Here is a 25,926-nt window from a genome sequence, read left to right on the forward strand (position 1 = left end):
AATCCATGTGTAGGGCGATTTTATCGTTTGTAGATGTTTGTTCTACCTTGTCCTCTTTATACATATTTTAAATGGTAAAGGGGGAAGGATAAGTGAAGAGAACCATTGTGCAATTTACAGCATTTCTATTTTTACTGGCAATTACATATAAATCTATTTATAATCCTTTTGCTGAAGCATATATAGAAGCACTTAAATCCGATGTACAACTTGTATCAGCTCAGCATGATGCGTTATATCAAAAGATTGAAGAAAAAGCAAAAGATTATGAAAAGCCGGCAGCGAATGCACGAATCGATCCCGTTTGGAAACGGGTTCCTGGCTATAACGGCATAAAAGTTGATCTTGCTGCTTCTTATAAAAATATGAAACCTGCGGGTAAATTTGATGAAAAAAAACTAGTGTACAAACAGGTTAGACCAAAGGTTCACTTGAAGGATTTACCACAAGAACCTATCTACCGTGGACACGATGAAAAGCCTATGGTATCGTTTACAGTGAACGTAGCATGGGGGAACGAGTATTTGCCTAAAATGTTAGAAGTGCTTAAAAAGCACCATGCTAAAGCAACTTTCTTTTTAGAAGGAAAATGGGTTAAAAATAATCCAGATATGGCAAAAATGATTGTAGACGCAGGGCATGAAGTAGGAAACCACTCTTATTCTCATCCTGATATGGCCACTTTATCGGCTAGTCAAATCAATCAGCAGCTTAAAAAAACGAATGATATTATTACGTCTACTACGGGACAAAAAGTAAAATGGTTTGCTCCGCCGAGCGGCAGTTTTCGCCCCGAAGTAGTAACGCTTGCTTCTCAGTTAAAAATGAGTACCATCATGTGGACGGTTGATACAATCGATTGGCAAAAGCCAAGTTCAGAAGTGTTAATTAATCGAGTAATGAAAAAGATTCACCCAGGAGCTATTGTACTGATGCACCCGACTGAATCAACGGCTGAATCGCTTGACCAATTGTTAACCGATATTGAACGCAAAGGCCTCAAAGTTAGCGATGTGTCAACAATGCTAGATGAAGAACGAATGATGAAAATACCTTCTTCTACTAAGAAGTAAGTGAGATAAGCAAAAGGGAGGCACTAGCTTGATAAAACGATATACGTGCAAAAATGGTGTAAGAATTGTATTGGAAAATATCCCAACTGTTCGATCTGTGGCCATTGGGGTGTGGATCGGAACGGGTTCTCGAAGTGAACACCCTGAAATTAATGGTGTATCACATTTTCTTGAACATATGTTTTTTAAAGGAACAAAAACAAGATCTGCTCGTGAAATTGCAGAAAGCTTCGACCGCATTGGCGGACAAGTAAATGCATTCACTTCTAAAGAATACACGTGCTACTATGCAAAAGTATTAGATGAACATGCAGATCAAGCGCTCGATGTGCTGGCGGATATGTTCTTTAATTCTTCATTTGATGAAGAGGAATTAGCTCGTGAAAAAAATGTTGTATATGAAGAAATTAAAATGTATGAAGATACACCTGATGATATTGTACACGATCTATTAGGAAAAGCCGTATATGGCAATCATCCATTAGGCTATCCAATTTTAGGAACGGAAGATACGTTAAAAACATTTAACGGTGATTCGCTTCGTCAGTATATGGAGCAAATGTATATTCCCGAAAACATCGTTATTTCAGTAGCTGGAAACATTGATGAAAGTTTTATTCAGCAGGTGGAAAACTATTTTGGTACATATACGTCAAGTCACTCCGCTCATCAATATGTTCAGCCAGAGTTCCATACAAATCATATTGCGCGCAAAAAGGAGACTGAACAAGCTCACCTTTGCCTTGGCTTTAAAGGTTTGCCAATCGGCGGAGAAGATGTATATAGCTTAATCGTATTAAATAACGTGCTTGGTGGAAGTATGAGCAGTCGTTTGTTCCAAGAAGTTCGCGAACAGCGCGGCTTGGCTTACTCTGTTTTCTCTTATCATTCTTCTTATCGAGACAGCGGTCTTGTGACGATTTATGGGGGAACGGGAAGCCATCAGCTCGACGTATTATATGATACGGTTCAAGAAACGCTTTATGATTTGAAAGATAAAGGGATTACGGATAAAGAACTTGCTAACAGCAAAGAGCAGCTGAAAGGAAACTTAATGCTGAGCCTTGAAAGTACAAATAGCCGTATGAGCAGAAACGGAAAAAATGAGTTAATGCTAGGCTATCACCGTTCATTAGATGAGATTTTAGATCTTGTTAATGCCGTGACTAAAGATAGTGTAAATGGTCTTGCGCGAGATATTTTCAAAGATGAATTTGCTCTTTCGCTAATAAGCCCGAGTGGAGATTTACCTAAAGGTTTTAAAGGAAATTAAACAGTAAAAGTAAGGTTGGCTAAAATAATTGAGCCAACCTTATTTTTTTGTCATTTTTTGCATGGTTGTTCAATAAATTAGATGAAAGGAGGGATTCTATGAGATTAAGCGAACTGAGTGGAAAAGAAATTGTAGATGTTAAGCGAGCAGAGCGTTTGGGTATTTTAGGGCAAACAGATCTTGAAATTAATGAACATACGGGACAAATTAATGCGCTTATTATTCCATCTGTGAAGTGGTTTGGGTTTCGAAAACAAGGAGATGAAGTGCGAGTGCCGTGGGGGAATATCGAAAAAATTGGTACAGATATGGTGATTGTAAATGTCCAGCAGCTAGAAGACATAAACAATCAGTCAACAAAATAAGAAACGAGATGCTTCCTGCATCTCGTTTCTTTTATTTTCAGGGATAAAGATTCACCGATTCCTGTGTGTTTACATAGTATGTTGAAGAAAAGCAAAAGGCATTCTAGGGCGTAATGATAGCACTTTACATCTCGATGGTTTAAGCGAAGGATACATCTATTTAATGTTAAAGAAGGTGAAAATGAAACATGTTAACGGATTTGCACATAGCTGTAATTGGCGGTGATGCTAGGCAGCTTGAAGTCATTCGAAAATTAATTCAATTAGATGCAAAAACATCTCTTATTGGTTTTGATCAGCTAGATCATGGTTTTACAGGTGCGACGAAATATCAGATAGAGGAGCTGGATTTTTCAGATGTTGACGCCATCATCCTTCCAGTGCCTGGAACAAATCACGAAGGGCAAGTAGATACTATTTTTTCAAATGAAAAAGTAGTGCTGACTGAAGAAATACTTAAAAAAACGCCTGAGCACTGCATTATTTATTCTGGTATTAGCAATGGGTATTTAAACGAATTAGTCAAAACGACAAACCGTAAACTCGTTCAGCTATTTGAGCGTGATGATGTAGCAATTTATAACTCTATTCCTACTGTTGAAGGTACCATCATGCTTGTTATTCAACATACGGATTTTACCATTCACGGTTCAAATATTTCTGTCCTAGGTTTAGGAAGAGTAGGAATGAGCGTGGCGAGGTCCTTTGCTGCACTTGGCGCCAATGTAAAAGTAGGAGCTAGAAAATCTGAACATTTAGCACGTATTGCTGAAATGGGTTTGCAGCCTTTCTATCTTTCTGAACTCGATAAAGAAATTGCTGATAGTGATATATGTATTAACACCATTCCATACCCCATCTTAACGGCTAAGACATTATCTAATGTCCCGACCCATGCGCTCATTATTGATTTAGCTTCAAAGCCTGGAGGAACCGATTTCCGCTATGCAGAAAAACGAGGAATTAAAGCTATTTTAGCACCTGGTCTTCCAGGAATTGTGGCTCCAAAAACAGCAGGTCAGATTGTCGCTAATGTATTAGTGAATTTATTAAAAGACGCTGCGGATGCGAGAGAGGAGAAAAAATAATGTCATTAAAAGGTAAAAGAATAGGATTCGGCTTGACCGGATCTCACTGTACGTATGATGCGGTTATGCCGGAAATTGAAAAGCTTGTTAATTTGGGAGCAGAAGTGTTACCGGTTGTTTCTTACACGGTACAATCCACGAATACTCGTTTTGGAGATGGAGAAGACTGGGTGAAGAAAATTGAGGAATTAACAGGTCACGCCGTCATCAATACAATTGTAAAAGCGGAGCCTTTAGGACCAAAAATTCCGCTTGATTGTATGGTGGTTGCCCCAATCACTGGGAATACGATGAGTAAGTTTGCGAATGCAATGACTGAATCTCCGGTACTCATGGCAGCTAAAGCAACGCTTCGTAATAATAAGCCGGTGGTACTGGGAATTTCGACTAATGACGCACTAGGGCTAAATGGTGTAAACTTAATGAGGCTAATGGCGACTAAAAATATTTATTTTATTCCATTTGGTCAAGATGACCCGGTGCTTAAGCCGAATTCAATGGTAGCGCGTATGACGATGTTATCAGACACGGTCTACGCAGCGCTTGAAAATAAACAGATTCAGCCTGTTATTGTTGAAAGGTTCCGCGACGGTCAAGAGTCATAGGACATATATGCCTCTTGCTGGTGCATGAATCTATTCAATACTGCGGCTGTAAGAGAACTCTCAATCTCAAAGAAGAGAAGATTTTTAAAATCTTCTCTTCTTTGACGCAATGAAGCATAATAATATGTTAAAATAGTCAGTATATGCAGATAAATGTTGAGTAGTTGAAAATTGTTGGAGGCGGTATTAAAATGACAAGAGAATTACATGTAGCAGTAGTAGGAGCAACAGGTGCAGTAGGACAACAAATGATTAAAACCCTACAGGAGCGTAATTTTCCAGTTGGTAAATTAACGTTATTATCTTCAGCTCGTTCAGCTGGTAAAAAAGTGTTGTTTAACGGAGAAGAAGTTGTTGTGCAAGAAGCAACTCCTGATAGCTTTGAAGGCGTAGATATTGCTTTATTCAGTGCAGGCGGGAGCATTTCAAAAGCACTTGCACCAGAGGCAGTAAAACGCGGAGCAATCGTTGTAGACAACACAAGCGCTTATCGAATGGATGAAAATGTCCCGTTAGTTGTGCCGGAAGTGAATGAAGACGCATTACACGCACATAACGGAATCATTGCTAATCCAAACTGCTCTACAATTCAAATGGTTGCAGCATTACAGCCATTACGCGAAACATACGGCTTATCTAAAGTGCTAGTATCAACGTATCAAGCCGTTTCTGGAGCAGGCGCTGCTGCAATTAATGAATTAAAAGAACAAGCCAAAGCTATTTTAGAAGAAAAAGAGTTTACACCGGAAATTTTACCGGTTGGTGGAGATAAAAAACATTATCAAATTGCTTTTAATGCCATTCCGCAAATTGATAAATTTCAAGATAACGGTTTTACATTTGAAGAAATGAAAATGATTAATGAAACGAAGAAAATTATGAACATGCCTGAATTGCCAGTAGCTGCTACTTGTGTTCGTCTACCGGTTGTAACAGGTCATTCAGAGTCAGTGTACATTGAAATTGAAAAAGACGGTGTAACGGTAGCTGATGTGAAAAATTTATTGGCTGATGCACCTGGTATCGTATTGCAAGATGATCCAGAAAATCAAGTATATCCAATGCCAGCAGATTGTGTAGGTAAACGAGATGTGTTTGTCGGCCGTATTCGTAAAGATTTAGATCGCGATAACGGTTTCCATATGTGGATCGTTTCTGATAACTTGTTAAAAGGTGCAGCTTGGAATTCTGTACAAATTGCAGAATCACTTATTAAGCTTAGCTTAGTAAAATAAGCGCAACCAGAGTGTCTCGGAACATGATGAGGTGTAAGTATGAAAATAATCGTCCAAAAATTTGGAGGAACTTCCGTTCGTAACGAAGAAGGAAGAGAGAGAGCAATCTATCATTTAAATAATGCATTAAGTGAGGGTTACAAAGTAGTCGTTGTTGTATCGGCAATGGGACGAAAAGGTGAGCCGTATGCAACGGATACATTGCTTTCACTTGTTGATGGAAATAAAGCGTCTCTTAATAAACGTGAGCTTGATATGCTTATGGCATGCGGAGAATTAATTTCATCGGTAGTGTTTACGAATTTGTTAAACGAAAATGGTATTAAAGCTACAGCGTTAAACGGTGCACAGGCCGGGTTTGTGACGAATGATGATTTTACCAATGCCAAGATACTAGAAATGAAATGCGACCGTTTGTTAAAAGAATTAGAAGAATACGATGTAGTGGTTGTAACAGGCTTTCAAGGGGCAACTACTGAAGGTGATACAACAACGCTTGGACGCGGAGGCAGCGATACATCTGCTTCAGCTTTAGGTGCAGCCCTTATGGCTGATTATATTGACATTTTCACAGATGTAGAAGGTGTGATGACAGCGGACCCACGTATTGTAGAAGATGCAAGACCGCTATCCGTTGTCACATATAACGAAATATGCAACATGGCTTATCAAGGTGCAAAAGTAGTTCACCCACGTGCCGTAGAGATTGCCATGCAAGCCAAAGTGCCGATGCGCGTCCGTTCCACGTATGCTGATTCAACAGGTACGCTCGTTACATCTCAAGGTGAAGCCCAGCAGCGTGGAAGCGATGTGCAAGAACGCCTTGTAACAGGCATCGCGCACGTATCCAACGTCACTCAAATTAAAGTTTTTAGTAAAGAAGGCCATTATGATACGCAAGCAGAAGTATTCAAAGCAATGGCACAAGAAAAAATCAGCGTAGATTTTATTAATATTTCACCGAAGGGTGTTGTATATACGGTAACAGATGAAGCAACTGACAAAGCGATTGATGTGCTTCATGCGCTAGGGTATGAGCCGGCTGTTATTCGCAACTGTGCCAAAGTGTCAACGGTTGGAGCAGGAATTGCAGGGGTGCCTGGTGTTACATCTAAAATTGTTACAGCTCTTTCTGGCGAAGGTATTCAGATTTTACAATCTGCTGACAGCCATACGACGATTTGGGTGCTTGTAAAAGAAGAGGATTTAAAGAAAGCCGTTAATGCTCTTCATGGCGCCTTTGACTTGTCAAAAGCACCGCAAAAGAGATAAACTACATGTTCCGTTAGCTATAAGCTAACGGTTCATTACATGAATAGGGATAATGCAATTTCAAGGAGTGAAAACATGATTGATTTTGGGAAAGTCGCAACAGCGATGGTAACGCCTTTTGATCATAAAGGAAATATTGATTTTGAAAAAACAACGCAGCTTATTAATTATTTAATCAGCAACGGTTCGGATGCGTTGGTTATTGCAGGAACAACGGGTGAATCTCCTACGCTTTCAACAGAAGAAAAGCTGGCGCTGTTCCGCCACTCAGTAAAGGTAGTAGACGGCCGTGTACCTGTTGTGGCTGGTACAGGAAGCAACAATACGTATGCATCAATTGAATTAACGAAAAAGGCAGAAGAAATCGGCGTAGATGCGATTATGATTGTAGCACCTTATTACAACAAGCCGAATCAGGAAGGCTTATATCAGCATTTTAAAACAATTGCTGAAAGTACAGAGCTGCCTGTCATGTTATACAATATTCCAGGGCGATCCGTGATCAATATGTCTGTTGATACAATTGTACGCCTAGCTGAACTGCCAAATGTTGTAGCGTTAAAAGATGCAAGCGGAGATCTTGACGCAATGACAGCTATTATCGCACAAACAAGCGATGATTTTGCTTTATACAGCGGTGATGATGGTTTAACACTACCGGTACTAGCAATTGGAGGAACTGGTATTATTTCTGTTGCCTCTCACATTATTGGGAATGAAATGCAAGAGATGGTTAAGCTGTATGAGTCAGGAAATCCGAAGGAAGCAGCAAAAATTCATCAGCGTATTGTGCCTGTTATGAAATCTCTTTTTGCAGCTCCAAGTCCAACGCCTGTTAAAACGGCTTTACAGTTAAAAGGATTAGACGTAGGATCGGTACGATTACCTTTAGTTCCGTTAACGGAAGAAGAACGCCAAACGTTAGTCAGCACATTAAATACGCTATAAGCTATAAGTATGTTTTTTAAACGTCTCTTCATTGACCGTATATACGAGTCGATGAAGAGACGTTTTTTTTTATAAGATAATAGAAGAGCAGATGACGGAAATAGACGAATGAAATTTCTTGTATTCCAATTCTTACTTCAGTTATAATGTAAGCAAATGAAATTGTACGGGTGAAAGTAAGTAGGAGGAGCTTATGGTACTAGAAAAGACAGAAAATATTAAAATTTCAGCCTTGGGTGGAGTCGGAGAACTTGGAAAAAACATGTATGTGATGGAAATCAATGAAAACATATATGTGTTAGATGCAGGATCGAAGTTTCCGGGAGGGGAAATGTTAGGAATTGATATTGTCATTCCGGACATTACATATTTAGTAGAAAATCAGCAGAACGTAAAAGGCATATTTGTTACTCATGGACACGAAGAACAAATTGGCGCTATTCCCTTTATACTTCAAAAATTGGATGTGCCTGTATATGGTACAGAATTAACGCTAGCACTTATCAAAGAAAAGTTAAAAGAATATGGAATTAAAAAATATGAAGCTTTACATCCTATCACTTCGTCAACGGTTTTATCGTTTGAAGGAGTAGATATTTCATTTTTCAGAACGCAGCACAGCATCCAAGATTCAGTCGGTATTTGTTTACAAACAAATCAAGGTGCGATTGTATATACAGGTGATTTTAAATTTGATCAAAATTCAGTCAGCATTCAAAGCGCTGATATTGGAAAAATGGCTGCCATTGGGGAACAAGGCGTCCTGTGTTTGCTTTCAGACAGCACAAATGCGGATAAGCCAGGCTATACAGTTTCCGAAGCCGTCATTGGACAAAATATTACCGACGCTTTTTATAAAAGCAAAGGTCGAATCATTGTTGCTGCATACAGTTCCAATCTGCACCGTATTCAGCAAGTCATTCATGCCGCATATCAGTACGGCCGTAACCTGATCGTTATGGAAAAAAATATGCTGAAAATCATTGATATTGCAGCAAAACTTGGACATTTGCAGCTGCCTGAGGATTTAATTGTTCCTGTGCAAAAGCTAAAAGATCTTCCAGAACATGAAACGGTTATTTTAACAACAGGTCATCACGGAGAGCCGATTTTAGGTCTTACTCGAATGGCTAAACAGTCCCATAAATTTATTCAAATCAAACAAGATGATACGGTCCTGCTGGCTGCTACACCTGTGGCGGGGCACGAAACGACCTTTTCAAAAACAATTGACGTCATCTTTCGTTTAGGAGCAAGCGTAGTGTTTGCTCAGAAGAAAGTGCAGGCTTCCGGACACGGCAGTCAAGAAGAATTAAAATTTATGATTAACTTAACAAAGCCGAAATATGTCATGCCTGTGAATGGAGAGTATCGAAAACAAAAAGCTTATGCAAAGCTGGCCGGTCAATTAGGAATATCAGAAGATCATATTTGTTTGCTTGAAAAAGGTGAGCGAGTTGAGTTTAAAGATGCTCGTATGTACCCTAGCGGTTCTATTCAAGCAGGAAATACGCTCATTGATGGACTAGGCGTCGGTGATATTGGAAATATCGTTCTGAGAGACCGCAGGCTGCTGTCACAGGACGGAATCTTAACGGTAGTAGTTACGATTAATAAACGCCAAAAAACGGTAGTAGCGGGGCCTGAAATCATCTCGCGCGGATTCGTCTATGTAAGAGAATCAGAAAAGCTTTTAGAAGAAGCAACGAAGATTGTTCAGCAAATTTTAGAAAAGTGTATGGAAGACAAAGTGATCGAGTGGTCTTCATTAAAATTAAAAATGAGAGAAAGTTTAAATCAATTTTTATATGAAAAAACCCGTCGTAAACCGATGATTTTACCGATTATCATGGAAATCTAATGTGAAGCCTTCCCGGTGGGAAGGCTTTTTATTTGCAGCTGATGCGGATGTAATAACTATGAGAAGTTCATACTACTACTATCAATAAGTGAAAGGAGCTAGAATATGTTTGAAAATAACGAAAGATTACATTCTGATGAAGCGCCTCAGCAGCCTAATAAAAATGAAGAAAGCAAGGGCGGAATATTAGATAAAATTCAACAACTAGGACAGACCAACGTGGCTCAGCTTCCCCAAGATTCTAATATTCACTGTTTAACGATTGTAGGACAAATCGAAGGGCACATGCAGCTGCCTCCTCAAAACAAAACGACAAAATATGAGCATGTCATCCCGCAAATTGTGGCGATCGAACAAAATCCAAAAATTGAAGGATTGCTTATTATCTTGAATACTGTAGGTGGAGATGTAGAAGCGGGGCTTGCAATTGCTGAAATGATCGCTTCGTTATCCAAGCCTTCTGTGTCGATTGTGTTAGGAGGCGGACATTCAATCGGTGTTCCAATTGCGGTTTCAACTGATTATTCGTATATTGCCGGTACAGCGACCATGACCATTCATCCTATTCGCTTAACGGGTCTTGTTATTGGTGTACCGCAAACATTTGAATACTTAGATAAAATGCAAGAGCGCGTGATTAACTTTGTGAGAGAACATTCTCATATTTCAGAAGAAAAGTTTAAAGAACTTATGTTTTCAAAAGGGAACTTGACGCGCGATATCGGGACAAATGTAGTTGGCGGAGATGCTGTTTCATACGGGTTAATTAACGAAGTAGGCGGAGTTGCTCAAGCGATCAAAAAATTGAATGAACTGATTGAGCAAGGACGTCAGAATGAGGAGCAGCTACTGCAATGATTTTGTATACAATGATGCCGCAAGAACTGATCTTTCAGCAGTCTTATCATCAAGAACAATCTCAGCCAAAGCTTATTAATCATAATGGGATTCCGGTTATTGTGGAAGAAAATGAACAAAAGCAACAGCAAATTGTGAGGATTTTAAGCACGAATCCTCAAGATTATTTGAATGAAAATTATTATCCTGGTCAAATTTTGTCGTAAGGATTTCAGTATAATTATGGTGAATATGGTATAATGAATATGACGAAGAAGGCAGCCGCTGTATTGGCTGCTTTTTTATTCAACTGATAAAAGAAACAAAATCAACATAGAGTGTTGGACGTTGATTGGAGTGGAAAAATGGCAAAGAAAAAACGAAGAGGTCAAATAAAAAAGGATGAATGGAAACGTATATTGCGCTTTGAGCTTATTGGCTTATTTTTATTAGCATTAACGTTAATTGCCATGGCAGGACTTGGTGCTGTAGGACAGGCCCTTGTACTAGTGGTCCGCTTATTTATTGGCGAATGGTATATGCTGTGTTTAATCGGAATGGCTATTCTATCTGTTTATATTATTTGGAAAAGGGAAATGCCTCCTTTAGTGACGCGGCAGCTTATCGGTACATATCTCATTATTTTATCTATTTTACTGTTTAGTCATGTTACGTTATTTGAAAATTTATCAAAAAACGGAACGTTTACAGATCCGTCTGTCATTATGAACACATGGGATTTGTATATGCTCGAAGCAACGGGTCAATCAAATCACAGCGATTTAGGCGGAGGGATGATAGGAGCTATTATGTTTGCCATGTTCTACTATCTATTTGATAGCTTAGGAACAGAACTTATCGCTGCCTTGCTTATTGTGATTGGGGTACTGCTTATTACCGGACGTTCGCTTCACGAAACGGTATTAAAACTTCTGTCACCTCTAGTGAATTTTTTAACAACGGAGTTAAAAGAAGGCTGGCAAGATATTCAGACGTGGAAACATAAAAAGAAAAAAGCCCCTAAAACAACAAAAAAGAGACGCCAAGAAAAAGCTGTTCAAGAACCTGAAGAAAGCATGGAAATAGAAGTAGAAGCACCTTCGCCTCCAATTATTGAACACTTTGACTACGGAGAGGAAGAGTCTAGTCAACCTCCTGCTGCTCCTATAGCTCCGGTGCCGCCGGTTATGGAATCGAAGCCTGTAGCTACTGCACCGCAACAGCCAAGGCCGCAAAAGGAACAGGAAGAAGAAAAAGCTCCTATGATTACATTTACTGAAACGGAAAATAAAGAGTATGAGCTTCCTCCTATCAAGCTATTGACGATGCCAAAGAAAAGCAACCAGGCAAAAGAGCATAAAAACATTTATAAAAATGCCGAAAAACTTGAAAAAACGTTTCAAAGTTTCGGCGTAAAAGCAAAAGTGGCAAAAGTTCACCTTGGACCAGCTGTTACAAAATATGAAGTATATCCTGATGTAGGAGTAAAAGTAAGTAAGATTGTCAATTTAAGTGATGATCTAGCACTTGCATTAGCTGCCAAAGATATTCGGATTGAAGCTCCAATTCCCGGGAAATCAGCGGTAGGAATTGAAGTACCGAACGAAGAAGTAGCGATGGTTTCACTTAGAGAAGTACTTGAAGCAACTGAAAATAACCGACCTGATAAAAAGCTATTAGTTGGTTTAGGAAGAGATATTTCAGGCGAAGCTGTGCTAGCAGAGCTTAATAAAATGCCTCATATGCTTGTAGCAGGGGCAACAGGAAGCGGAAAAAGTGTTTGTATCAACGGTATTATTATTAGTATTTTAATGAGGACAAAGCCTCATGAAGTAAAATTAATGATGATTGACCCTAAAATGGTTGAGCTCAATATGTATAATGGTATTCCGCATTTATTGGCTCCTGTTGTAACTGATCCGAAAAAAGCTTCTCAAGCCTTAAAGAAAGTTGTAAATGAAATGGAGCGACGTTATGAGCTGTTTTCACACAGCGGAACGAGAAACATTGAAGGATATAACGATTTAGTAAAACGTATGAATGATGACGGAGACGCCGATGCAAAACAGCCGACTCTTCCTTATATTGTGGTGATTGTCGATGAGTTGGCTGACTTGATGATGGTTGCTTCGTCTGACGTCGAAGATTCGATCACACGTCTTGCTCAAATGGCTCGTGCTGCCGGCATTCATTTGATTATTGCTACGCAGCGACCATCAGTAGATGTTATTACTGGGGTTATTAAAGCAAATATTCCTTCCCGAATTGCTTTTAGTGTATCTTCACAAACTGACTCTCGTACAATCTTAGATATGGGAGGAGCTGAGAAGCTTCTAGGAAGAGGAGATATGCTGTTCATGCCTGTTGGAGCTTCAAAACCTGTGCGTGTGCAAGGTGCCTTTTTATCAGATGAAGAAGTAGAAGAGATTGTTGATTTTGTAATTGCACAGCAAAAAGCGCAGTATCAAGAAGAAATGATTCCAACCGATGCTCCTGAACAAGTTGATGATTTTGCAGATGAGCTATATGACGAAGCGGTACAGCTTGTAGCAGAAATGCAAACAGCTTCTGTTTCTATGCTGCAGCGACGCTTTCGAATTGGCTATAACCGGGCTGCACGCTTGATCGATGCAATGGAAGAGCGTGGAGTGGTGGGACCTTATGAAGGAAGTAAGCCGCGTTCCGTCCTGATTTCTCAGCAAAATGAGGATGTTGGATCTTAATAAGTTTCATAAAAAAGATGACTTGCATATGTGCAAGTCATCTTTTTTATGAAACGAAAGAGAGGAAGAATAGTATCATACAAAAATATGTCATGCTAAATAAATGAAATAAAAACGAATGTTAAAAAATTTAATGACTAAAATGTTTGGTTTTTATCTAATATTAGAAGAAAAGCAGGTTGTTAGGTATGCTGACATTAAAGAATAACAAAAATTCATTTTTTTAAAAAAATAATAAAAATTTTAATAAAAAATTAATATAACCTATTTATTTATCTGTCGAAAAATGATATATTATTTTCGATTAAGTAGTCGAACATCAGAGGTCTGATGACTTTTTAATATGGAGGAAGAGTGATGTCTATACGTGCGGATAATCGGCACTTGTATCTACAAGTGATTGATAAAATTAAACAAAATATAGAAAAAGGAATTTTTAAAGAAAAGGAAAGACTCCCTTCAGAGTTTGATTTATCAAAGCAGCTAGGGGTTAGCCGCGCAACGCTACGTGAGGCACTTCGCATATTAGAAGAAGAGAATATTATTGTTCGCAGACACGGCGTGGGAACATTTGTCAACACGAAGCCTACTTTTTTGTCAGGGATTGAGCAATTAAATAGTATAACACATATGATTGAACAAGCCGGTATGAAGGCTGGAACAATCTTCTTATCTTCTCAAATACAAGAGTTGTCTGAAAATGATTTAACACGTTTTGCTTGCGGGGAAGATGAACAAATTTTATTTGTTGAACGGGTGAGAACGGCAAACGGAGAGCCGGTGGTATATTGCATGGACAAGGTTCCTCAAAAAATATTGCCTGAAAATTTTGAATATAGACAAGAGTCATTGCTAGAAATTCTTGAAAAACAAGCAGGAAAACACATTTCATACGCCGTGGCAAACATTGAGCCTCTAGGCTATCATGAAAAAGTTTCTCCTATTTTACAATGCGAACCAGAAACCGCTTTGCTTGTACTGAAACAAATGCATTATGACCAGCATGATGAACCCATTTTATATTCCATCAATTATTTTAAAGCAGATCAATTCAGTTTCCAAGTACTGCGTAAACGCGTCTAGTTTTTTTGTGTTTAAATGTCAGAAAATTTACAACTGTTTAACATTGTCCTTTTAAGGAGGTGTCAAATGTAGGTCACAAGGACGAAATAGAAAATTGGCTTTATACTTTTAAAACTATTCAGGGGGTTAAAACATGTTAAAACGTAAAACGGGACTTGCATTATCACTAGTATTAGCGGCAGGAACACTTTTAAGCGCGTGTGGCTCAGACGACGCAGGCAAGAGCGGCGGAGATAAAAAAGCGGCAGATTTTAAAGTGGGAATGGTAACAGATACGGGCGGGGTAGATGATAAATCGTTTAACCAATCTGCTTGGGAAGGTCTGACAAAGTTCGGGAAAGATAACGGACTTGATGAAGGGACTGGATATAAATATTTGCAGTCTACAAAAGCATCTGAATACGAGAGCAATCTTTCTAAATTTGCTGAGAGTGGCTATAACTTGACGTATGGAATTGGCTTTTTATTAAAAGAAGATATTAAAAAAGCAGCAAAGCAGTACCCTGATGCTAACTTTGCATTAGTAGACGATACGCTAAAGTCAGAGAACTTAGATAACGTGGCAAGCATTCTATTTAAAGAAGAGCAAGGCTCCTTCTTAGTAGGGGTAGTGGCAGCTAAACAAACAAAAACGAACAAAATCGGCTTTATCGGAGGCGTTGAATCTCCATTAATCAAGAAGTTTGAAAACGGATTTAAAGCAGGTGTTAAATCTGTAAACCCAGATGCTGAAGTTATCTCTCAATACGCAGAAAGTTTTAACTCTCCAGAAAAAGGTTCGGCTATTGCTTCTACGATTTACAGTAAAGGCGCTGATATTATTTATCAAGCGGCTGGCGGTACTGGAAACGGCGTATTTACAGAAGCTAAAAACCGTTCAAAAGGCGGGAAAGACAAAAAAGTTTGGGTAATTGGAGTTGACCGCGATCAGCATGAAGAAGGTATGCCTGAAAACGTAACATTAACTTCGATGGTTAAACGCGTTGACTTGGCTGTAGAAGATGTTGCTAAAAAAGCAATGGACGACAAATTCCCAGGTGGTAAAGAAGTTGTGTTTGGCTTAAAAGAAGACGGAGTAGGAATTGCTCCATCACAAGATAATGTAAGCAAAGATGCGCTAAAAGCAGTTGATGAGTATAAGCAAAAAATTCTAGACGGTGACATTACAGTGCCTCAAACGGATAAAGAATTTAAAGAGTTTGAAAAAACGCTTAAAAAATAAGCTGACGTCTGTTAAGCAATGATTATATGAGTATAAAAGGCTAGTGAAAACTAGCCTTTTTCATAGCCAAAAAACGGAAGACAGAATCCTGTAGCAGGCAGGAATAGGGAGTGAAAGCAGTGGAATATGTTATTGAAATGCTAGATATTCGCAAAGAGTTTCCCGGTATTGTCGCTAATGACAATATTACACTCCAAGTGAAAAAGGGAGAAATTCATGCTTTGTTAGGAGAAAATGGTGCGGGTAAGTCAACGCTGATGAACGTTTTATTTGGACTTTATCAGCCTGAAAAAGGGCAGATTCGTGTAAACGGCCAAGAAGTCAACATCACAGACCCTAACGTAGCGAATGACTTAGGAATTGGGATGGTTCATCAGCATTTTATGCTCGTTCAAAACTTTACAGTAACAGAAAATATTATTCTTGGAAACGAACCGACGCGAACGGGAAAAATTAATATTAAAAAAGCAGCTCAAGATATTCAAGAGCTTTCAAATCAATATGGATTATCGGTAGATCCATATGCGAAGATTCAAGATATCTCAGTTGGCATGCAGCAGCGAGTGGAAATTTTAAAGACGCTTTACAGAGGAGCTGACATTCTTATTTTTGATGAACCTACTGCCGCCTTAACACCTCAGGAAATTACGGAATTAATTCAAATTATGAAAAAGTTAATTCAAGAAGGAAAGTCGATTATTTTAATTACGCATAAATTAAAAGAAATTATGTCAGTGTGTGACCGCTGTACAATTATCCGAAAAGGCGTCGGGGTTGGCACGGTAAATGTGCAAGAGACCAACCCTGATGAACTTGCTGCTTTAATGGTAGGAAGAGAAGTGCATTTTAAAACTGAAAAGAAAACAGCGACTCCAAAAGAAGCTGTGTTAACAATAAAAGAATTAGTAGTAGAAGACAGCCGAGGAGTAGAGGCTGTAAGTTCACTTGATCTAAGCGTTCGGGCAGGCGAAATTGTAGGCATCGCGGGTGTAGATGGTAATGGTCAAACAGAGCTGATTGAGGCAATTACGGGTCTGAGAAAAATAAAGTCGGGCTCGATCACATTAAAAAATCAAGAATTGTCTACGTTATCCACTCGTAAAATTACGGAGTCAGGAATAGGACATATTCCGCAGGATCGTCATAAGCACGGACTGGTATTAGATTATACAATAGGTGAAAATATTGGTCTTCAAACGTATTATCAAAAGCCGATGTCTAAATCAGGTATTTTAAATTATAAAGAGATGTATAAAAAGGCAAAAGAACTAATTGCAGAATATGATGTGCGAACGCCTAGTGAATTTACACAAGCGCGATCGCTATCGGGCGGAAATCAGCAAAAAGCCATTATTGCCCGTGAAGTAGACCGCAGTCCGGAACTATTAATTGCGGCTCAGCCAACGAGGGGGCTGGACGTAGGAGCCATTGAATTTATTCATAAAAAGCTGATTGAAGAACGAGATAAAGGACGAGCAGTGCTGCTCGTTTCACTAGAACTCGATGAAGTAATAAATTTAAGCGATCGCATTGCGGTTATTTATGAAGGGAAAATAGTCGACATTGTAGATCCAAAAGAAACGAATGAACAAGAGTTAGGCTTATTAATGGCAGGCGGTACGCGTGAGAAAGCGGGTGGAACAGCATGAATAAACTTGTGAAAAATGAACGTGTAATGATGATTTTGATCCCTGTTGTATCGGCCATATTAGGACTCATTGCCGGAGCGGTTATTATGCTACTAGGCGGCTATGATCCAATGCTTGGCTATCAATCTCTTTTTGACGGGATGTTTGGAACGCCAAAAGCCATTGGAGAAACGATTCGTGCCATGACTCCTCTTGCTCTGGCTGGTATCGCGGTTGCGTTTGCTTATAAAACTGGTCTCTTTAACATTGGAGTAGAAGGACAGCTTTTAGTTGGCTGGTTGGCTTCAGTATGGGTTGGGTATGCGTTTGATTTACCAGCGGTCATTCATATTCCTTTAGCTGTATTAGCAGCAGCTGCAGCTGGAGCAGTTTGGGCGTTTATTCCAGGATTTTTAAAAGCAAATTTTCATGTTCATGAAGTAATTGTTTCCATAATGATGAACTATATTGCCCTTTATACAACGAGCAGCTTAATCCGTACGTATTTATATGCGGGTAATGAAAAATCGTATGATATTAAAGAATCGGCATCTTTAGCATCAAGCTTTTTAGTACAGTTAACCAATAACTCCCGCCTTCATTACGGCATTCTTGTTACCATCGCTGCAGCCGTCGTAATGTGGTTTATTTTGAATAAAACAGCTAAGGGCTTCGAGCTAAGAGCTGTTGGTTTTAATCAACATGCTTCACAGTATGCAGGAATGAATGTAGGCCGAAACATTGTATTATCCATGGCGATTTCAGGCGCTTTTGCCGGGCTTGCCGGGGCAATGGAAGGGCTTGGAACATTTCAGTATATGGGCACATTCACTGCGTTTACGGGTACGGGGTTTGACGGTATCGCCGTAGCCCTTTTAGGAGCTAACAGCGCAATTGGAATTTTATTAGCTTCATTCTTTTTCGGAGGATTGCAAACGGCGGCTCCTCAAATGAACTTTATGACAGGGGTACCGTCTGAATTAATTCAAATTGTCATTGCGCTTATTATCTTTTTTGTTGCATCTAGTTATTTAATTCGCTGGGTGCTTGGCCGTGCAGGCAAGGGGGGAGCAAAATGAACTTCTTAGAGGTGTTAGCCATTATTATTCCAGCGGCGCTTTATTCAGCTGCACCGCTTATCTTTACCGCGCTTGGAGGGATATTTAGTGAACGTTCCGGGGTCGTTAACATCGGATTAGAAGGGCTGATGATGTTTGGCGCGTTCACAGGTATTGTTTCAACCCTTTTACTTCAGGATTCATTAGGTGCTTGGGCCCCGTGGGTAGCGATAGTAATTGCGGCTGTTGTTTGCGCTGTGTTTTCGCTGATTCATGCTGTTGCAAGTATTACATTAAAAGCAGATCAAACTGTAAGTGGTGTAGCGCTGAATTTTCTAGCTGCGGGTCTTTCAATCTTTTTAATCAAAAAGATTTTTGGGAAAGGACAAACAGATTTTATCCAATTCCGTATCGATAAAGTAAGTATTCCAGGTCTATCAGACATTCCAGTAATCGGCAAAATTCTGTTTTCGAATGTTCCTATTACGTCTTACATTGCAATTGCGCTAGCTTTTGCTGTATGGTACATCATTTATAAAACGCCGTTTGGTCTTCGTCTTCGTTCAGTTGGTGAACACCCAATGGCAGCAGACACGATGGGGATCAAAGTTGTAAGAATGCGTTACGTTGGCGTTATGATTTCCGGCATGTTCGCTGGAATCGGCGGAGCGGTGTATGCTACGTCTATCGCTACAAACTTTGCAGCGGGAACGATTGCTGGACAAGGGTTCCTTGCTATTGCAGCTATGATTTTTGGAAAATGGCATCCTATTGGTGCTTTAGGTGCAGCCATGTTTTTCGGATTAGCACAGTCTTTGAGTATCACGGGAGCTCAGATTCCGGTTATTCAAGATATCCCATCCGTCCTTTTAACCATTGCACCGTACGTATTAACAATCTTAGCACTCACTGGTTTTGTAGGACGTGCTGAGGCTCCTAAAGCGCTGGGCGTTCCTTATGAAAAAGGCCGCCGCTAATAAATCCTCTATACGAGGTCTAACAATGACTAAAGTTGGATAAATATAGAAGGTGGAGACAAAGGAATCATATTCTTTTCTCCGCCTTTTTTTCATTGAGAGAAAGAATATGAAAAGAAATGAGGAAGCGCGCGGCAAGTTACTTGAAAATGTTTCCTTGAATTCGATATAGTGGTTATAAGACTAAAATTAGCGTTAAAGATTCAAAATAGAAGTATTGTCTAGTTAATACATCAAAATTTAAAAGGAGGTTTATATATGAAATTATTGACTGAACAAAAACATGAACTAGAAGGATTGACTGTTCATACCATTCAAACAGCTAAGTACAAAACAAACACGTTCATTTTAAAACTAAATGCCCCTTTAGATAAGAAAACGGTGACAATGCGTGCCCTTTTACCTTATGTGCTTCAAAGCGCTACCGAGTCGCTGCCGTCTACGACAAAGCTTCGTACATATTTAGATGAGCTTTATGGTGCTACTTTACAAGTAGACTTAACAAAAAAAGGTGATAACCACGATATTACGATTCGCATTGATATAGCGAATGAAAAATATTTGAAAGATTCAACTCCGCTTTTGCAAAAAGCGTTAGCGCTTCTTGGCGATATTTTATTAAAGCCAGCAGTTGAAGGGGACTCTTTTTTAAAGGATATTATGACAAAAGAAAAGCGTTCGCTTCGTCAGAGAATTCAAGCCGTATTTGATGATAAAATGCGCTATGCTAATTTAAGACTAGTCGAAGAAATGTGTAAAGAAGAACCTTACTCTTTACATGTAAACGGTCAAATTGACGACGTGGAAGAAATTACAGGTGAAAGTTTGTACGCCTATTATCAGCAGGTGTTAAAAGAAGATGCCATTCACCTTTATGCTATTGGAGATTTGCAAGTCGAAGAGGTTTTACAAACAGTAAAAGAAACATTTACGTTACCAAAGCGCGAGCAAAAAGACATTGAAGATTCTATTACGTCTAAAGATATCTCAAAAGTAAATGAAGTAGTGGAAAAACAAGAAGTAAAACAAGGGAAATTAAATATTGGCTACCGCACAAATGTTGTATACGGAGATAGACAGTATTTTGCTCTGCAAGTATTTAACGGTATATTCGGAGGTTTCTCACATTCTAAGCTATTTATCAATGTGCGTGAAAAAGCAAGCTTAGCCTATTATGCCGCTTCAAGGGTAGAAAGTCATAAGGGATTACTGATGGTCATGTCGGGTATTGATGCTAAAAATTACGACCAAGCCGTGACCATTATTAAAGAACAAATGCAGGAGATGAAGCAAGGGTCGTTCACAGACGGCGAAATCGCTCAAACAAAAGCCGTCATTCACAATCAGCTGCTTGAAACGGTGGATACTCCACGAGGACTAGTAGAGGTTATGTATCATAATGAATTAACAGGCAAAGACATTTCAATTGACGAATACTTAAAGCATATTGATGCGGTATCTAAGCAGGAAATTATTAAAGTGGCTGAGAAAATTGAAATGGATACAATTTATTTCTTAACAGGAACGGGCGGTGAAGAAAATGGAGAAAATTGAATTTTCGCAGCTTCAGGAACAGCTGTATCATGAAAAAATGGATAACGGGCTGCAGGTATATATTTTGCCAAAGCCGGAGTTTAACAAAACGTTTGCTACCTTTACAACGAACTACGGATCGATTGACAATCAATTCGTACCACTAAATGAAAATGAAATGACAAAAGTTCCGGACGGAATCGCACACTTTTTAGAGCATAAATTATTTGAAAAAGAAGACGGGGATGTCTTTCAGCAGTTTAGTAAACAAGGCGCTTCGGCCAATGCATTTACTTCTTTTACCCGCACAGCTTACTTATTCAGCTGTACGTCAAATTTTGAAGAAAACCTTGAAACATTAGTGGACTTTGTACAAGAGCCGTACTTTTCAGAAAAAACGGTCGAAAAAGAAAAAGGCATTATCGGTCAAGAAATTACAATGTATGACGACAATCCGGACTGGCGCTTGTATTTTGGCACCATTCAAAATATGTATAAAAACCACCCTGTTAAAATTGATATTGCCGGCACGATCGAATCGATTTCACATATTAATAAAGATTTGCTGTATACATGCTATGAAACGTTCTACCATCCAAGCAACATGCTGTTGTTCATTGTAGGTCCTGTTGATGCGGAAAAAGTAATGAAGCAAGTTCGAGACAATCAGCAGAAAAAAGATTATAAAGAAATCTCTGACATACAGCGTCATTTTGACGAAGAGCCTGAAACGGTGGATCAAGAAAAACAAGTACTAAAAATGCCGGTGCAGTCTTCTAAATGTATGGTGGGTCTAAAAGCGAAAAATCCGCAGCGTTCAGGTGGAGAAATGCTTAAATATGAGTTAGCAATGAATATTATTTTAGATTACGCATTTGGAAAAAGCTCTTCGTACTATGAGGAGTTATATGCAGACGGGCTCATTGATGAAACATTTGCTTATGATTATACGGAGGAAAGAGGATTTGGTTTTGCTCTTATCGGAGGAGATACGGACCAACCGGAGCAGCTGTATGATCGAGTTAAACAAATTTTACTTGAAATGAAAACAAAATCACTAACAGAAGAGGAGCTTGAGCGTATCCGTAAAAAGAAAATCGGCGGATTTTTACGTTCATTAAACTCACCTGAGTTTATCGCTAATCAGTTTACACGCTATGCATTTAATGATATGAATTTATTTGATATTGTTGAAACGCTGGAAAAACTGAAGGTGAACGAAATAAAAGATGTGCTAAACGAGATTATTGATGAAAAGAACTTTACGGTTTGTGAAGTAGTACCTAAATAAAGATGATTGTTGCCAAAAAAGCTGATGTTCATCAGCTTTTTTGCATGTAAAGGAGAGAAGGTTATGGAGAAATTTGCCCTTGTGACAGGTGCAAGCGGAGGAATTGGCACAGCGATTGCTAAGCAATTGGCTGAGGATGGATATTCGCTTATTTTGCATTACCATCAACGAAGAGACAGAATAGAGGCGCTTGCACATGAGCTTGCTGAAAAGGTAAAAACGGTGTTTACGGTACAAGCGGATTTATCATGTAAAGAGGGAGTGGAGAAGTTTTTAGAGGAAATTATTGTTCCCGTAGAAGTTATTATTCATAACAGCGGACGAAGCGTTAGCGGGTTAATGACAGATACTCCGGCAAAAGAAACTGAAGAAATGATCTATCTTCACATCACGGCTCCCTTTGTTATTACCAAAGCTTTATTACCTAAAATGATTAGTGCTAAAAGCGGACAAATCATCATGATTTCTTCCATTTGGGGACTTACGGGAGCTTCATTTGAAGTCCTTTATTCAATGGTAAAAGGTGCACAAAATACATTTGTAAAAGCTTTGGCAAAAGAGGTTGCACTAAGTGGGGTTCGAGTAAATGGAGTTGCGCCCGGAGCGATTGAAACGGATATGATGGCCAGCTATTCAAAAGAAGAGGTCAAAGAGCTGGCTGAAGAGATCCCTTTAGGAAGAATAGGATATCCAAAAGAAGTGGCAGAGGCGGTTTCATATTTAATATCTTCACGAGCTTCCTACATAACGGGACAAATATTATCGGTTAATGGCGGCTGGTACATATAAAGTGTGCATAAAATCAAAAACAAGGTACAAACTATGATATGAATAAACCTTAAGGAGGGCTACTCATGTCAGTATTAGAAAACTGGGATAGCTGGAAAGATTTTTTAGGCGACCGTTTACATCATGCGCAAAACGAAGGAATGCAAGAAGAAGTTATTCATGATCTTGCTTATCAAATTGGTGGATATTTAGCAAACCAAGTTGATGCAAAAAATGATCAAGAGCGAATTTTAGCAGACCTTTGGAGCGTTGCTTCTAAAGAAGAGCAGCATGCGATTGCGAGCAGCATGGTGAAATTAGTTCAAAATAACGGATCAGTAAAATAAGTTATCGTTTCTAAAAAGGAGCTAATTCACCGTGTGTGAGAGCTCCTTTTTTCTTAGAAATAAATAGTACAAATAAATAAGCGCTTACATACATAACAAATGTAGAACTACTTGTCTTTAGGGTTTATAATATAATGGAAATCATTTATAGTTAAACTAGGTGAAAAAAAGGGGGCACCTCTCGAAGGCCAGCCAAGAAATGGGAGGGGTTTGATGGAGAAAATTGAGTGGTATTTAGAATATCAAATACAAAAAAATCGTCCGGGTCTTTTAGGTGATATTTCATCGCTTCTTGGAATGTTGTCAATTAATATTGTCACAATTAATGGAGTGGATGATATTCGCCGTGGATTATTGCTGCGCTGTGATTCACATGAGCAAATAGACAGGCTTGAATCTATTTTGAAAACAATGGATAATATCATTGTGACAAAAATGAGACCGCCTAAATTGCGTGATAAGTTAGCAGTGCGTCACGGTCGCTATATTCAGCGGGACGCAGATGATAAAAAGACGTTCCGTTTCGTAAGAGATGAATTAGGTTTGCTCGTAGATTTTATGGCGGAACTGTTTAAACAAGACGGTCATAAGCTTATCGGCATTCGAGGTATGCCGCGAGTAGGCAAAACCGAATCCATTGTAGCAGCTAGCGTATGTGCGAACAAAAGGTGGCTTTTTGTGTCTTCTACACTCTTAAAACAAACGATTCGCAGTCAGCTTATTGCTGACGAATACAACGCCGATAATATTTTTATTATTGACGGGATTGTATCGACAAAACGAGCGAATGAAAAGCACTGGCAGCTTGTACGAGAAATAATGAATGTACCCGCGACAAAAATTGTGGAGCATCCGGATGTATTTGTACAAAATACCGAGTATTCGTTAGATGATTTTGCCTACATTATTGAAATAAGAAACGACCCCAATGAGAAAATTACATATGAAATAATGGAAGGTCCTCAAATGTTTCAAGACGGTGGATTATCGATGTTTGATTTTTAGCATAATTGGTAGGTGTTAGCATTGACAGAGTTAGGACAAAGGTTAAGACAAGAACGAGAAAGCAAAGGATTGTCGTTAGAGGATTTACAAAAACTAACGAAAATTCAAAAACGCTATTTACTTGGCATTGAAGAAGGCAATTATGAGGTTATGCCCGGGAAATTCTACGTACGAGCGTTTATTAAGCAATACTGCGAAGCAATTGGGTTGGACACAGATGCTATTTTTGAAGAATACAAATCAGACATTCCTTCAACTCAAACAGAAGACATGCCGCAGCAGCTTTCGCGCGTTCGCAGCCGCAAAGAAATTCCTCAGCATACAAAAGGAGTTTCAAAAGTATATGACTACCTTCCAACTGTTCTAGTGGTGGCGGGAGTTGTAGTTGTTGGGATTATTATTTGGGTAATCGCTCAAAATATCGTCTCGGATAAAAACAAGGAGCAGGCTAACCAAGAAGCTCCAAACAGCGAAGTTCAGCAGTCTAATACGCAGGAAGAAACGAATGAAACTACTGCAAAAAATGACAATAGCAACTCAGAAGATGAACAAAGTGCTGCTGATAAGAAAGAACAAGAAAAAGAAAAAGCTGAAAAAGAAAAAGCCGCAAAAGAAAAAGCTGAGAAAGAAAAAGCTGAAAAAGAAAAGAAAGACAGCGGTAAACAAGAATACAAGGAAGTTCAAAAAACAGGCAGAAGTGCTACGTATGCTCTTTCCGGTACAGATGCATTTAATCTAGAAGTAACATCCACTCAAGCAGATACTTGGTTAGATGTGAAAAATGGAAAAGGAAATGCTTTCTTTAGCTCCATTCTAAAAAAAGGTGAAACAAAAGAATTTGATTTGACGAAAGAAACTGAAGCTCGTGTCAACATCGGTTATTCACCTGGGGTAGAGTTAAAAGTAAATGGAAAAGCGGTTGACTTGCCGTTTGATTCATCCAAGCAAGTTCGACAAGTTGTAACGATTCAATATCAGCCGGCAGAAGCACAGTAAACACCCTGTTTTAAAAAGTGATCAGGGTGTAAATAAAGATAATATGTGAATTAATCACTCATTCACGCTATAATAAAACTAAAGCCGTGCAAACAACTTCGTTTGCACGCTTTCAGTTTGTAACAGTAATTGGAGGCAGAAGAAGTGAATTTACCAAACAAGATTACCATTTCGCGGATTTTTCTAATTCCCGTATTCCTCATTTTTATGTTGGTGCCGCTACCATTTGGCACAGTAGAGGCGGCAGGAAAAGAGATTCCGATCGCTCATCTATTAGGGGCAGCATTATTTATTATTGCATCTACAACAGACTGGATAGACGGATACTATGCTCGAAAGTACGATTTAGTCACGAACTTGGGCAAATTTTTAGATCCACTAGCAGACAAGCTATTGGTTTCAGCTGCGCTTGTAGCTATTGTTGACTTAGATTTAATTGCAGGTGCAGGATGGGCTGCTATCATCATTATTAGCCGTGAATTTGCTATCACAGGTTTAAGACTTGTACTAGCAGGGGAAGGGGAAGTTGTAGCAGCAAATATGTTAGGTAAAATTAAAACATGGACTCAAATTTTAGCTATTTCAGCTATTCTGTTGTATAACTTGCCTTTTGAATGGGTTTCCATTCCATTTGCTAGCGTAATGCTTTGGATCTCAGTGATTTTTACGGTTATTTCAGGCTGGGACTACTTTGCTAAAAACAAACAGGCTTTTGTTAATTCAAAATAAGTAAGATGG

24 protein-coding genes are annotated in these 25,926 nt (G+C 39.0%); all 24 read left to right on the plus strand.

Going from position 1 to position 25,926, the window contains the following annotated elements:
* Positions 1-92 precede the first annotated feature (92 nt).
* The 24 genes from AC0C45_RS03900 (at position 93) to pgsA (ending at position 25,917) form a co-directional block, all read left to right on the plus strand.
* Positions 93-1,073 (plus strand): polysaccharide deacetylase family protein, encoded by a 981-nt coding sequence (locus tag AC0C45_RS03900; protein ID WP_016765374.1) that lies wholly within the window; start codon positions 93-95, stop codon positions 1,071-1,073.
* Between the two features lie 28 nt (positions 1,074-1,101).
* The gene (locus AC0C45_RS03905; RefSeq protein WP_028411394.1) at positions 1,102-2,346 is read left to right on the plus strand and encodes a M16 family metallopeptidase; all 1,245 of its coding nucleotides are present in this window, start codon (positions 1,102-1,104) and stop codon (positions 2,344-2,346) included.
* 98 nt (positions 2,347-2,444) lie between these two features.
* Positions 2,445-2,711 carry a YlmC/YmxH family sporulation protein gene (locus tag AC0C45_RS03910; protein WP_016765372.1) on the plus strand — a complete coding sequence of 89 codons (267 nt, stop codon included), beginning with the start codon at positions 2,445-2,447 and terminating at the stop codon, positions 2,709-2,711.
* A 188-nt stretch (positions 2,712-2,899) separates the two neighbouring features.
* Positions 2,900-3,799 carry a dipicolinic acid synthetase subunit A gene (gene dpaA / locus AC0C45_RS03915; RefSeq protein ID WP_013058826.1) on the plus strand — a complete coding sequence of 300 codons (900 nt, stop codon included), beginning with the start codon at positions 2,900-2,902 and terminating at the stop codon, positions 3,797-3,799.
* Positions 3,799-4,404 carry a dipicolinate synthase subunit B gene (locus AC0C45_RS03920; RefSeq protein ID WP_034649246.1) on the plus strand — a complete coding sequence of 202 codons (606 nt, stop codon included), beginning with the start codon at positions 3,799-3,801 and terminating at the stop codon, positions 4,402-4,404. The genes dpaA and AC0C45_RS03920 overlap by 1 nt, the downstream gene beginning before the upstream one ends.
* Positions 4,405-4,595: 191 nt before the next feature.
* Positions 4,596-5,639: an aspartate-semialdehyde dehydrogenase gene (gene asd / locus AC0C45_RS03925; RefSeq protein ID WP_016765370.1), complete on the plus strand. Its 1,044-nt coding sequence runs from the start codon at positions 4,596-4,598 to the stop codon at positions 5,637-5,639.
* Between the two features lie 39 nt (positions 5,640-5,678).
* Entirely contained in the window at positions 5,679-6,911 is a 1,233-nt protein-coding gene (gene dapG / locus AC0C45_RS03930) for an aspartate kinase (RefSeq protein ID WP_034649249.1), read from the plus strand.
* Positions 6,912-6,986: 75 nt separating this feature from the next.
* Entirely contained in the window at positions 6,987-7,859 is an 873-nt protein-coding gene (gene dapA / locus AC0C45_RS03935) for a 4-hydroxy-tetrahydrodipicolinate synthase (RefSeq protein WP_013084756.1), read from the plus strand.
* A gap of 193 nt (positions 7,860-8,052) precedes the next feature.
* Positions 8,053-9,720, plus strand: a complete 1,668-nt coding sequence (locus AC0C45_RS03940) for a ribonuclease J (protein ID WP_257061309.1) — start codon at positions 8,053-8,055, stop codon at positions 9,718-9,720.
* 105 nt (positions 9,721-9,825) lie between these two features.
* Positions 9,826-10,578 (plus strand): ClpP family protease, encoded by a 753-nt coding sequence (locus AC0C45_RS03945; RefSeq protein ID WP_013058820.1) that lies wholly within the window; start codon positions 9,826-9,828, stop codon positions 10,576-10,578.
* Positions 10,575-10,784 carry a YlzJ-like family protein gene (locus AC0C45_RS03950; protein ID WP_013058819.1) on the plus strand — a complete coding sequence of 70 codons (210 nt, stop codon included), beginning with the start codon at positions 10,575-10,577 and terminating at the stop codon, positions 10,782-10,784. Before AC0C45_RS03945 ends, AC0C45_RS03950 begins: the two co-directional genes overlap by 4 nt.
* A gap of 138 nt (positions 10,785-10,922) precedes the next feature.
* Positions 10,923-13,280, plus strand: a complete 2,358-nt coding sequence (locus AC0C45_RS03955) for an FtsK/SpoIIIE family DNA translocase (RefSeq protein ID WP_034649255.1) — start codon at positions 10,923-10,925, stop codon at positions 13,278-13,280.
* 357 nt (positions 13,281-13,637) lie between these two features.
* A complete protein-coding gene (locus tag AC0C45_RS03960) occupies positions 13,638-14,363 on the plus strand; it encodes a GntR family transcriptional regulator (protein ID WP_013084753.1) in 726 nt (241 codons plus the stop codon).
* 133 nt (positions 14,364-14,496) lie between these two features.
* Positions 14,497-15,585, plus strand: coding sequence for a BMP family lipoprotein (locus AC0C45_RS03965; protein ID WP_013058816.1), 1,089 nt, complete (start codon positions 14,497-14,499; stop codon positions 15,583-15,585).
* Between the two features lie 119 nt (positions 15,586-15,704).
* The gene (locus tag AC0C45_RS03970; protein ID WP_034649261.1) at positions 15,705-17,234 is read left to right on the plus strand and encodes an ABC transporter ATP-binding protein; all 1,530 of its coding nucleotides are present in this window, start codon (positions 15,705-15,707) and stop codon (positions 17,232-17,234) included.
* A complete protein-coding gene (locus tag AC0C45_RS03975) occupies positions 17,231-18,292 on the plus strand; it encodes an ABC transporter permease (RefSeq protein WP_472927908.1) in 1,062 nt (353 codons plus the stop codon). The genes AC0C45_RS03970 and AC0C45_RS03975 overlap by 4 nt, the downstream gene beginning before the upstream one ends.
* Entirely contained in the window at positions 18,289-19,248 is a 960-nt protein-coding gene (locus tag AC0C45_RS03980; RefSeq protein ID WP_013084750.1) for an ABC transporter permease, read from the plus strand. The genes AC0C45_RS03975 and AC0C45_RS03980 overlap by 4 nt, the downstream gene beginning before the upstream one ends.
* 258 nt (positions 19,249-19,506) lie before the next feature.
* Positions 19,507-20,802: an EF-P 5-aminopentanol modification-associated protein YfmF gene (gene yfmF / locus AC0C45_RS03985; protein WP_013058812.1), complete on the plus strand. Its 1,296-nt coding sequence runs from the start codon at positions 19,507-19,509 to the stop codon at positions 20,800-20,802.
* Positions 20,789-22,072 carry an EF-P 5-aminopentanol modification-associated protein YfmH gene (gene yfmH / locus AC0C45_RS03990; RefSeq protein ID WP_025750276.1) on the plus strand — a complete coding sequence of 428 codons (1,284 nt, stop codon included), beginning with the start codon at positions 20,789-20,791 and terminating at the stop codon, positions 22,070-22,072. The genes yfmF and yfmH overlap by 14 nt, the downstream gene beginning before the upstream one ends.
* 63 nt (positions 22,073-22,135) lie before the next feature.
* Positions 22,136-22,861 (plus strand): elongation factor P 5-aminopentanone reductase, encoded by a 726-nt coding sequence (gene ymfI / locus AC0C45_RS03995; protein ID WP_013084748.1) that lies wholly within the window; start codon positions 22,136-22,138, stop codon positions 22,859-22,861.
* 65 nt (positions 22,862-22,926) lie between these two features.
* On the plus strand, positions 22,927-23,187 hold the full coding sequence (locus tag AC0C45_RS04000; RefSeq protein WP_013058809.1) for a DUF3243 domain-containing protein: 261 nt from the start codon (positions 22,927-22,929) through the stop codon (positions 23,185-23,187).
* Between the two features lie 213 nt (positions 23,188-23,400).
* Positions 23,401-24,192: a DUF3388 domain-containing protein gene (locus tag AC0C45_RS04005; RefSeq protein WP_034649265.1), complete on the plus strand. Its 792-nt coding sequence runs from the start codon at positions 23,401-23,403 to the stop codon at positions 24,190-24,192.
* 21 nt (positions 24,193-24,213) lie between these two features.
* Positions 24,214-25,188: a helix-turn-helix domain-containing protein gene (locus AC0C45_RS04010; protein ID WP_047930764.1), complete on the plus strand. Its 975-nt coding sequence runs from the start codon at positions 24,214-24,216 to the stop codon at positions 25,186-25,188.
* A 144-nt stretch (positions 25,189-25,332) separates the two neighbouring features.
* Complete coding sequence (gene pgsA / locus AC0C45_RS04015; RefSeq protein ID WP_034649266.1) at positions 25,333-25,917, plus strand: CDP-diacylglycerol--glycerol-3-phosphate 3-phosphatidyltransferase; 585 nt, start codon at positions 25,333-25,335, stop codon at positions 25,915-25,917.
* Positions 25,918-25,926 lie beyond the last annotated feature (9 nt).

Source organism: Priestia sp. VA7, assembly GCF_055710015.1.

Excerpts from the sequence above, each read along its gene's own strand:
- AC0C45_RS03910 (WP_016765372.1), top strand. The coding sequence starts at position 2,445 with ATGAGATTAAGCGAACTGAGTGGAAAAGAAATTGTAGATGTTAAGCGA.
- AC0C45_RS03980 (WP_013084750.1), top strand. The coding sequence starts at position 18,289 with ATGAACTTCTTAGAGGTGTTAGCCATTATTATTCCAGCGGCGCTTTAT.
- AC0C45_RS03920 (WP_034649246.1), top strand. The coding sequence starts at position 3,799 with ATGTCATTAAAAGGTAAAAGAATAGGATTCGGCTTGACCGGATCTCAC.
- AC0C45_RS04005 (WP_034649265.1), top strand. The coding sequence starts at position 23,401 with ATGGAGAAAATTGAGTGGTATTTAGAATATCAAATACAAAAAAATCGT.
- AC0C45_RS03965 (WP_013058816.1), top strand. The coding sequence starts at position 14,497 with ATGTTAAAACGTAAAACGGGACTTGCATTATCACTAGTATTAGCGGCA.
- yfmF (WP_013058812.1), top strand. The coding sequence starts at position 19,507 with ATGAAATTATTGACTGAACAAAAACATGAACTAGAAGGATTGACTGTT.
- yfmH (WP_025750276.1), top strand. The coding sequence starts at position 20,789 with ATGGAGAAAATTGAATTTTCGCAGCTTCAGGAACAGCTGTATCATGAA.
- AC0C45_RS03955 (WP_034649255.1), top strand. The coding sequence starts at position 10,923 with ATGGCAAAGAAAAAACGAAGAGGTCAAATAAAAAAGGATGAATGGAAA.
- dapA (WP_013084756.1), top strand. The coding sequence starts at position 6,987 with ATGATTGATTTTGGGAAAGTCGCAACAGCGATGGTAACGCCTTTTGAT.
- dpaA (WP_013058826.1), top strand. The coding sequence starts at position 2,900 with ATGTTAACGGATTTGCACATAGCTGTAATTGGCGGTGATGCTAGGCAG.
- asd (WP_016765370.1), top strand. The coding sequence starts at position 4,596 with ATGACAAGAGAATTACATGTAGCAGTAGTAGGAGCAACAGGTGCAGTA.
- AC0C45_RS04000 (WP_013058809.1), top strand. The coding sequence starts at position 22,927 with ATGTCAGTATTAGAAAACTGGGATAGCTGGAAAGATTTTTTAGGCGAC.
- AC0C45_RS03960 (WP_013084753.1), top strand. The coding sequence starts at position 13,638 with ATGTCTATACGTGCGGATAATCGGCACTTGTATCTACAAGTGATTGAT.
- AC0C45_RS03945 (WP_013058820.1), top strand. The coding sequence starts at position 9,826 with ATGTTTGAAAATAACGAAAGATTACATTCTGATGAAGCGCCTCAGCAG.
- AC0C45_RS03950 (WP_013058819.1), top strand. The coding sequence starts at position 10,575 with ATGATTTTGTATACAATGATGCCGCAAGAACTGATCTTTCAGCAGTCT.
- AC0C45_RS03940 (WP_257061309.1), top strand. The coding sequence starts at position 8,053 with ATGGTACTAGAAAAGACAGAAAATATTAAAATTTCAGCCTTGGGTGGA.
- ymfI (WP_013084748.1), top strand. The coding sequence starts at position 22,136 with ATGGAGAAATTTGCCCTTGTGACAGGTGCAAGCGGAGGAATTGGCACA.
- AC0C45_RS03975 (WP_472927908.1), top strand. The coding sequence starts at position 17,231 with ATGAATAAACTTGTGAAAAATGAACGTGTAATGATGATTTTGATCCCT.
- dapG (WP_034649249.1), top strand. The coding sequence starts at position 5,679 with ATGAAAATAATCGTCCAAAAATTTGGAGGAACTTCCGTTCGTAACGAA.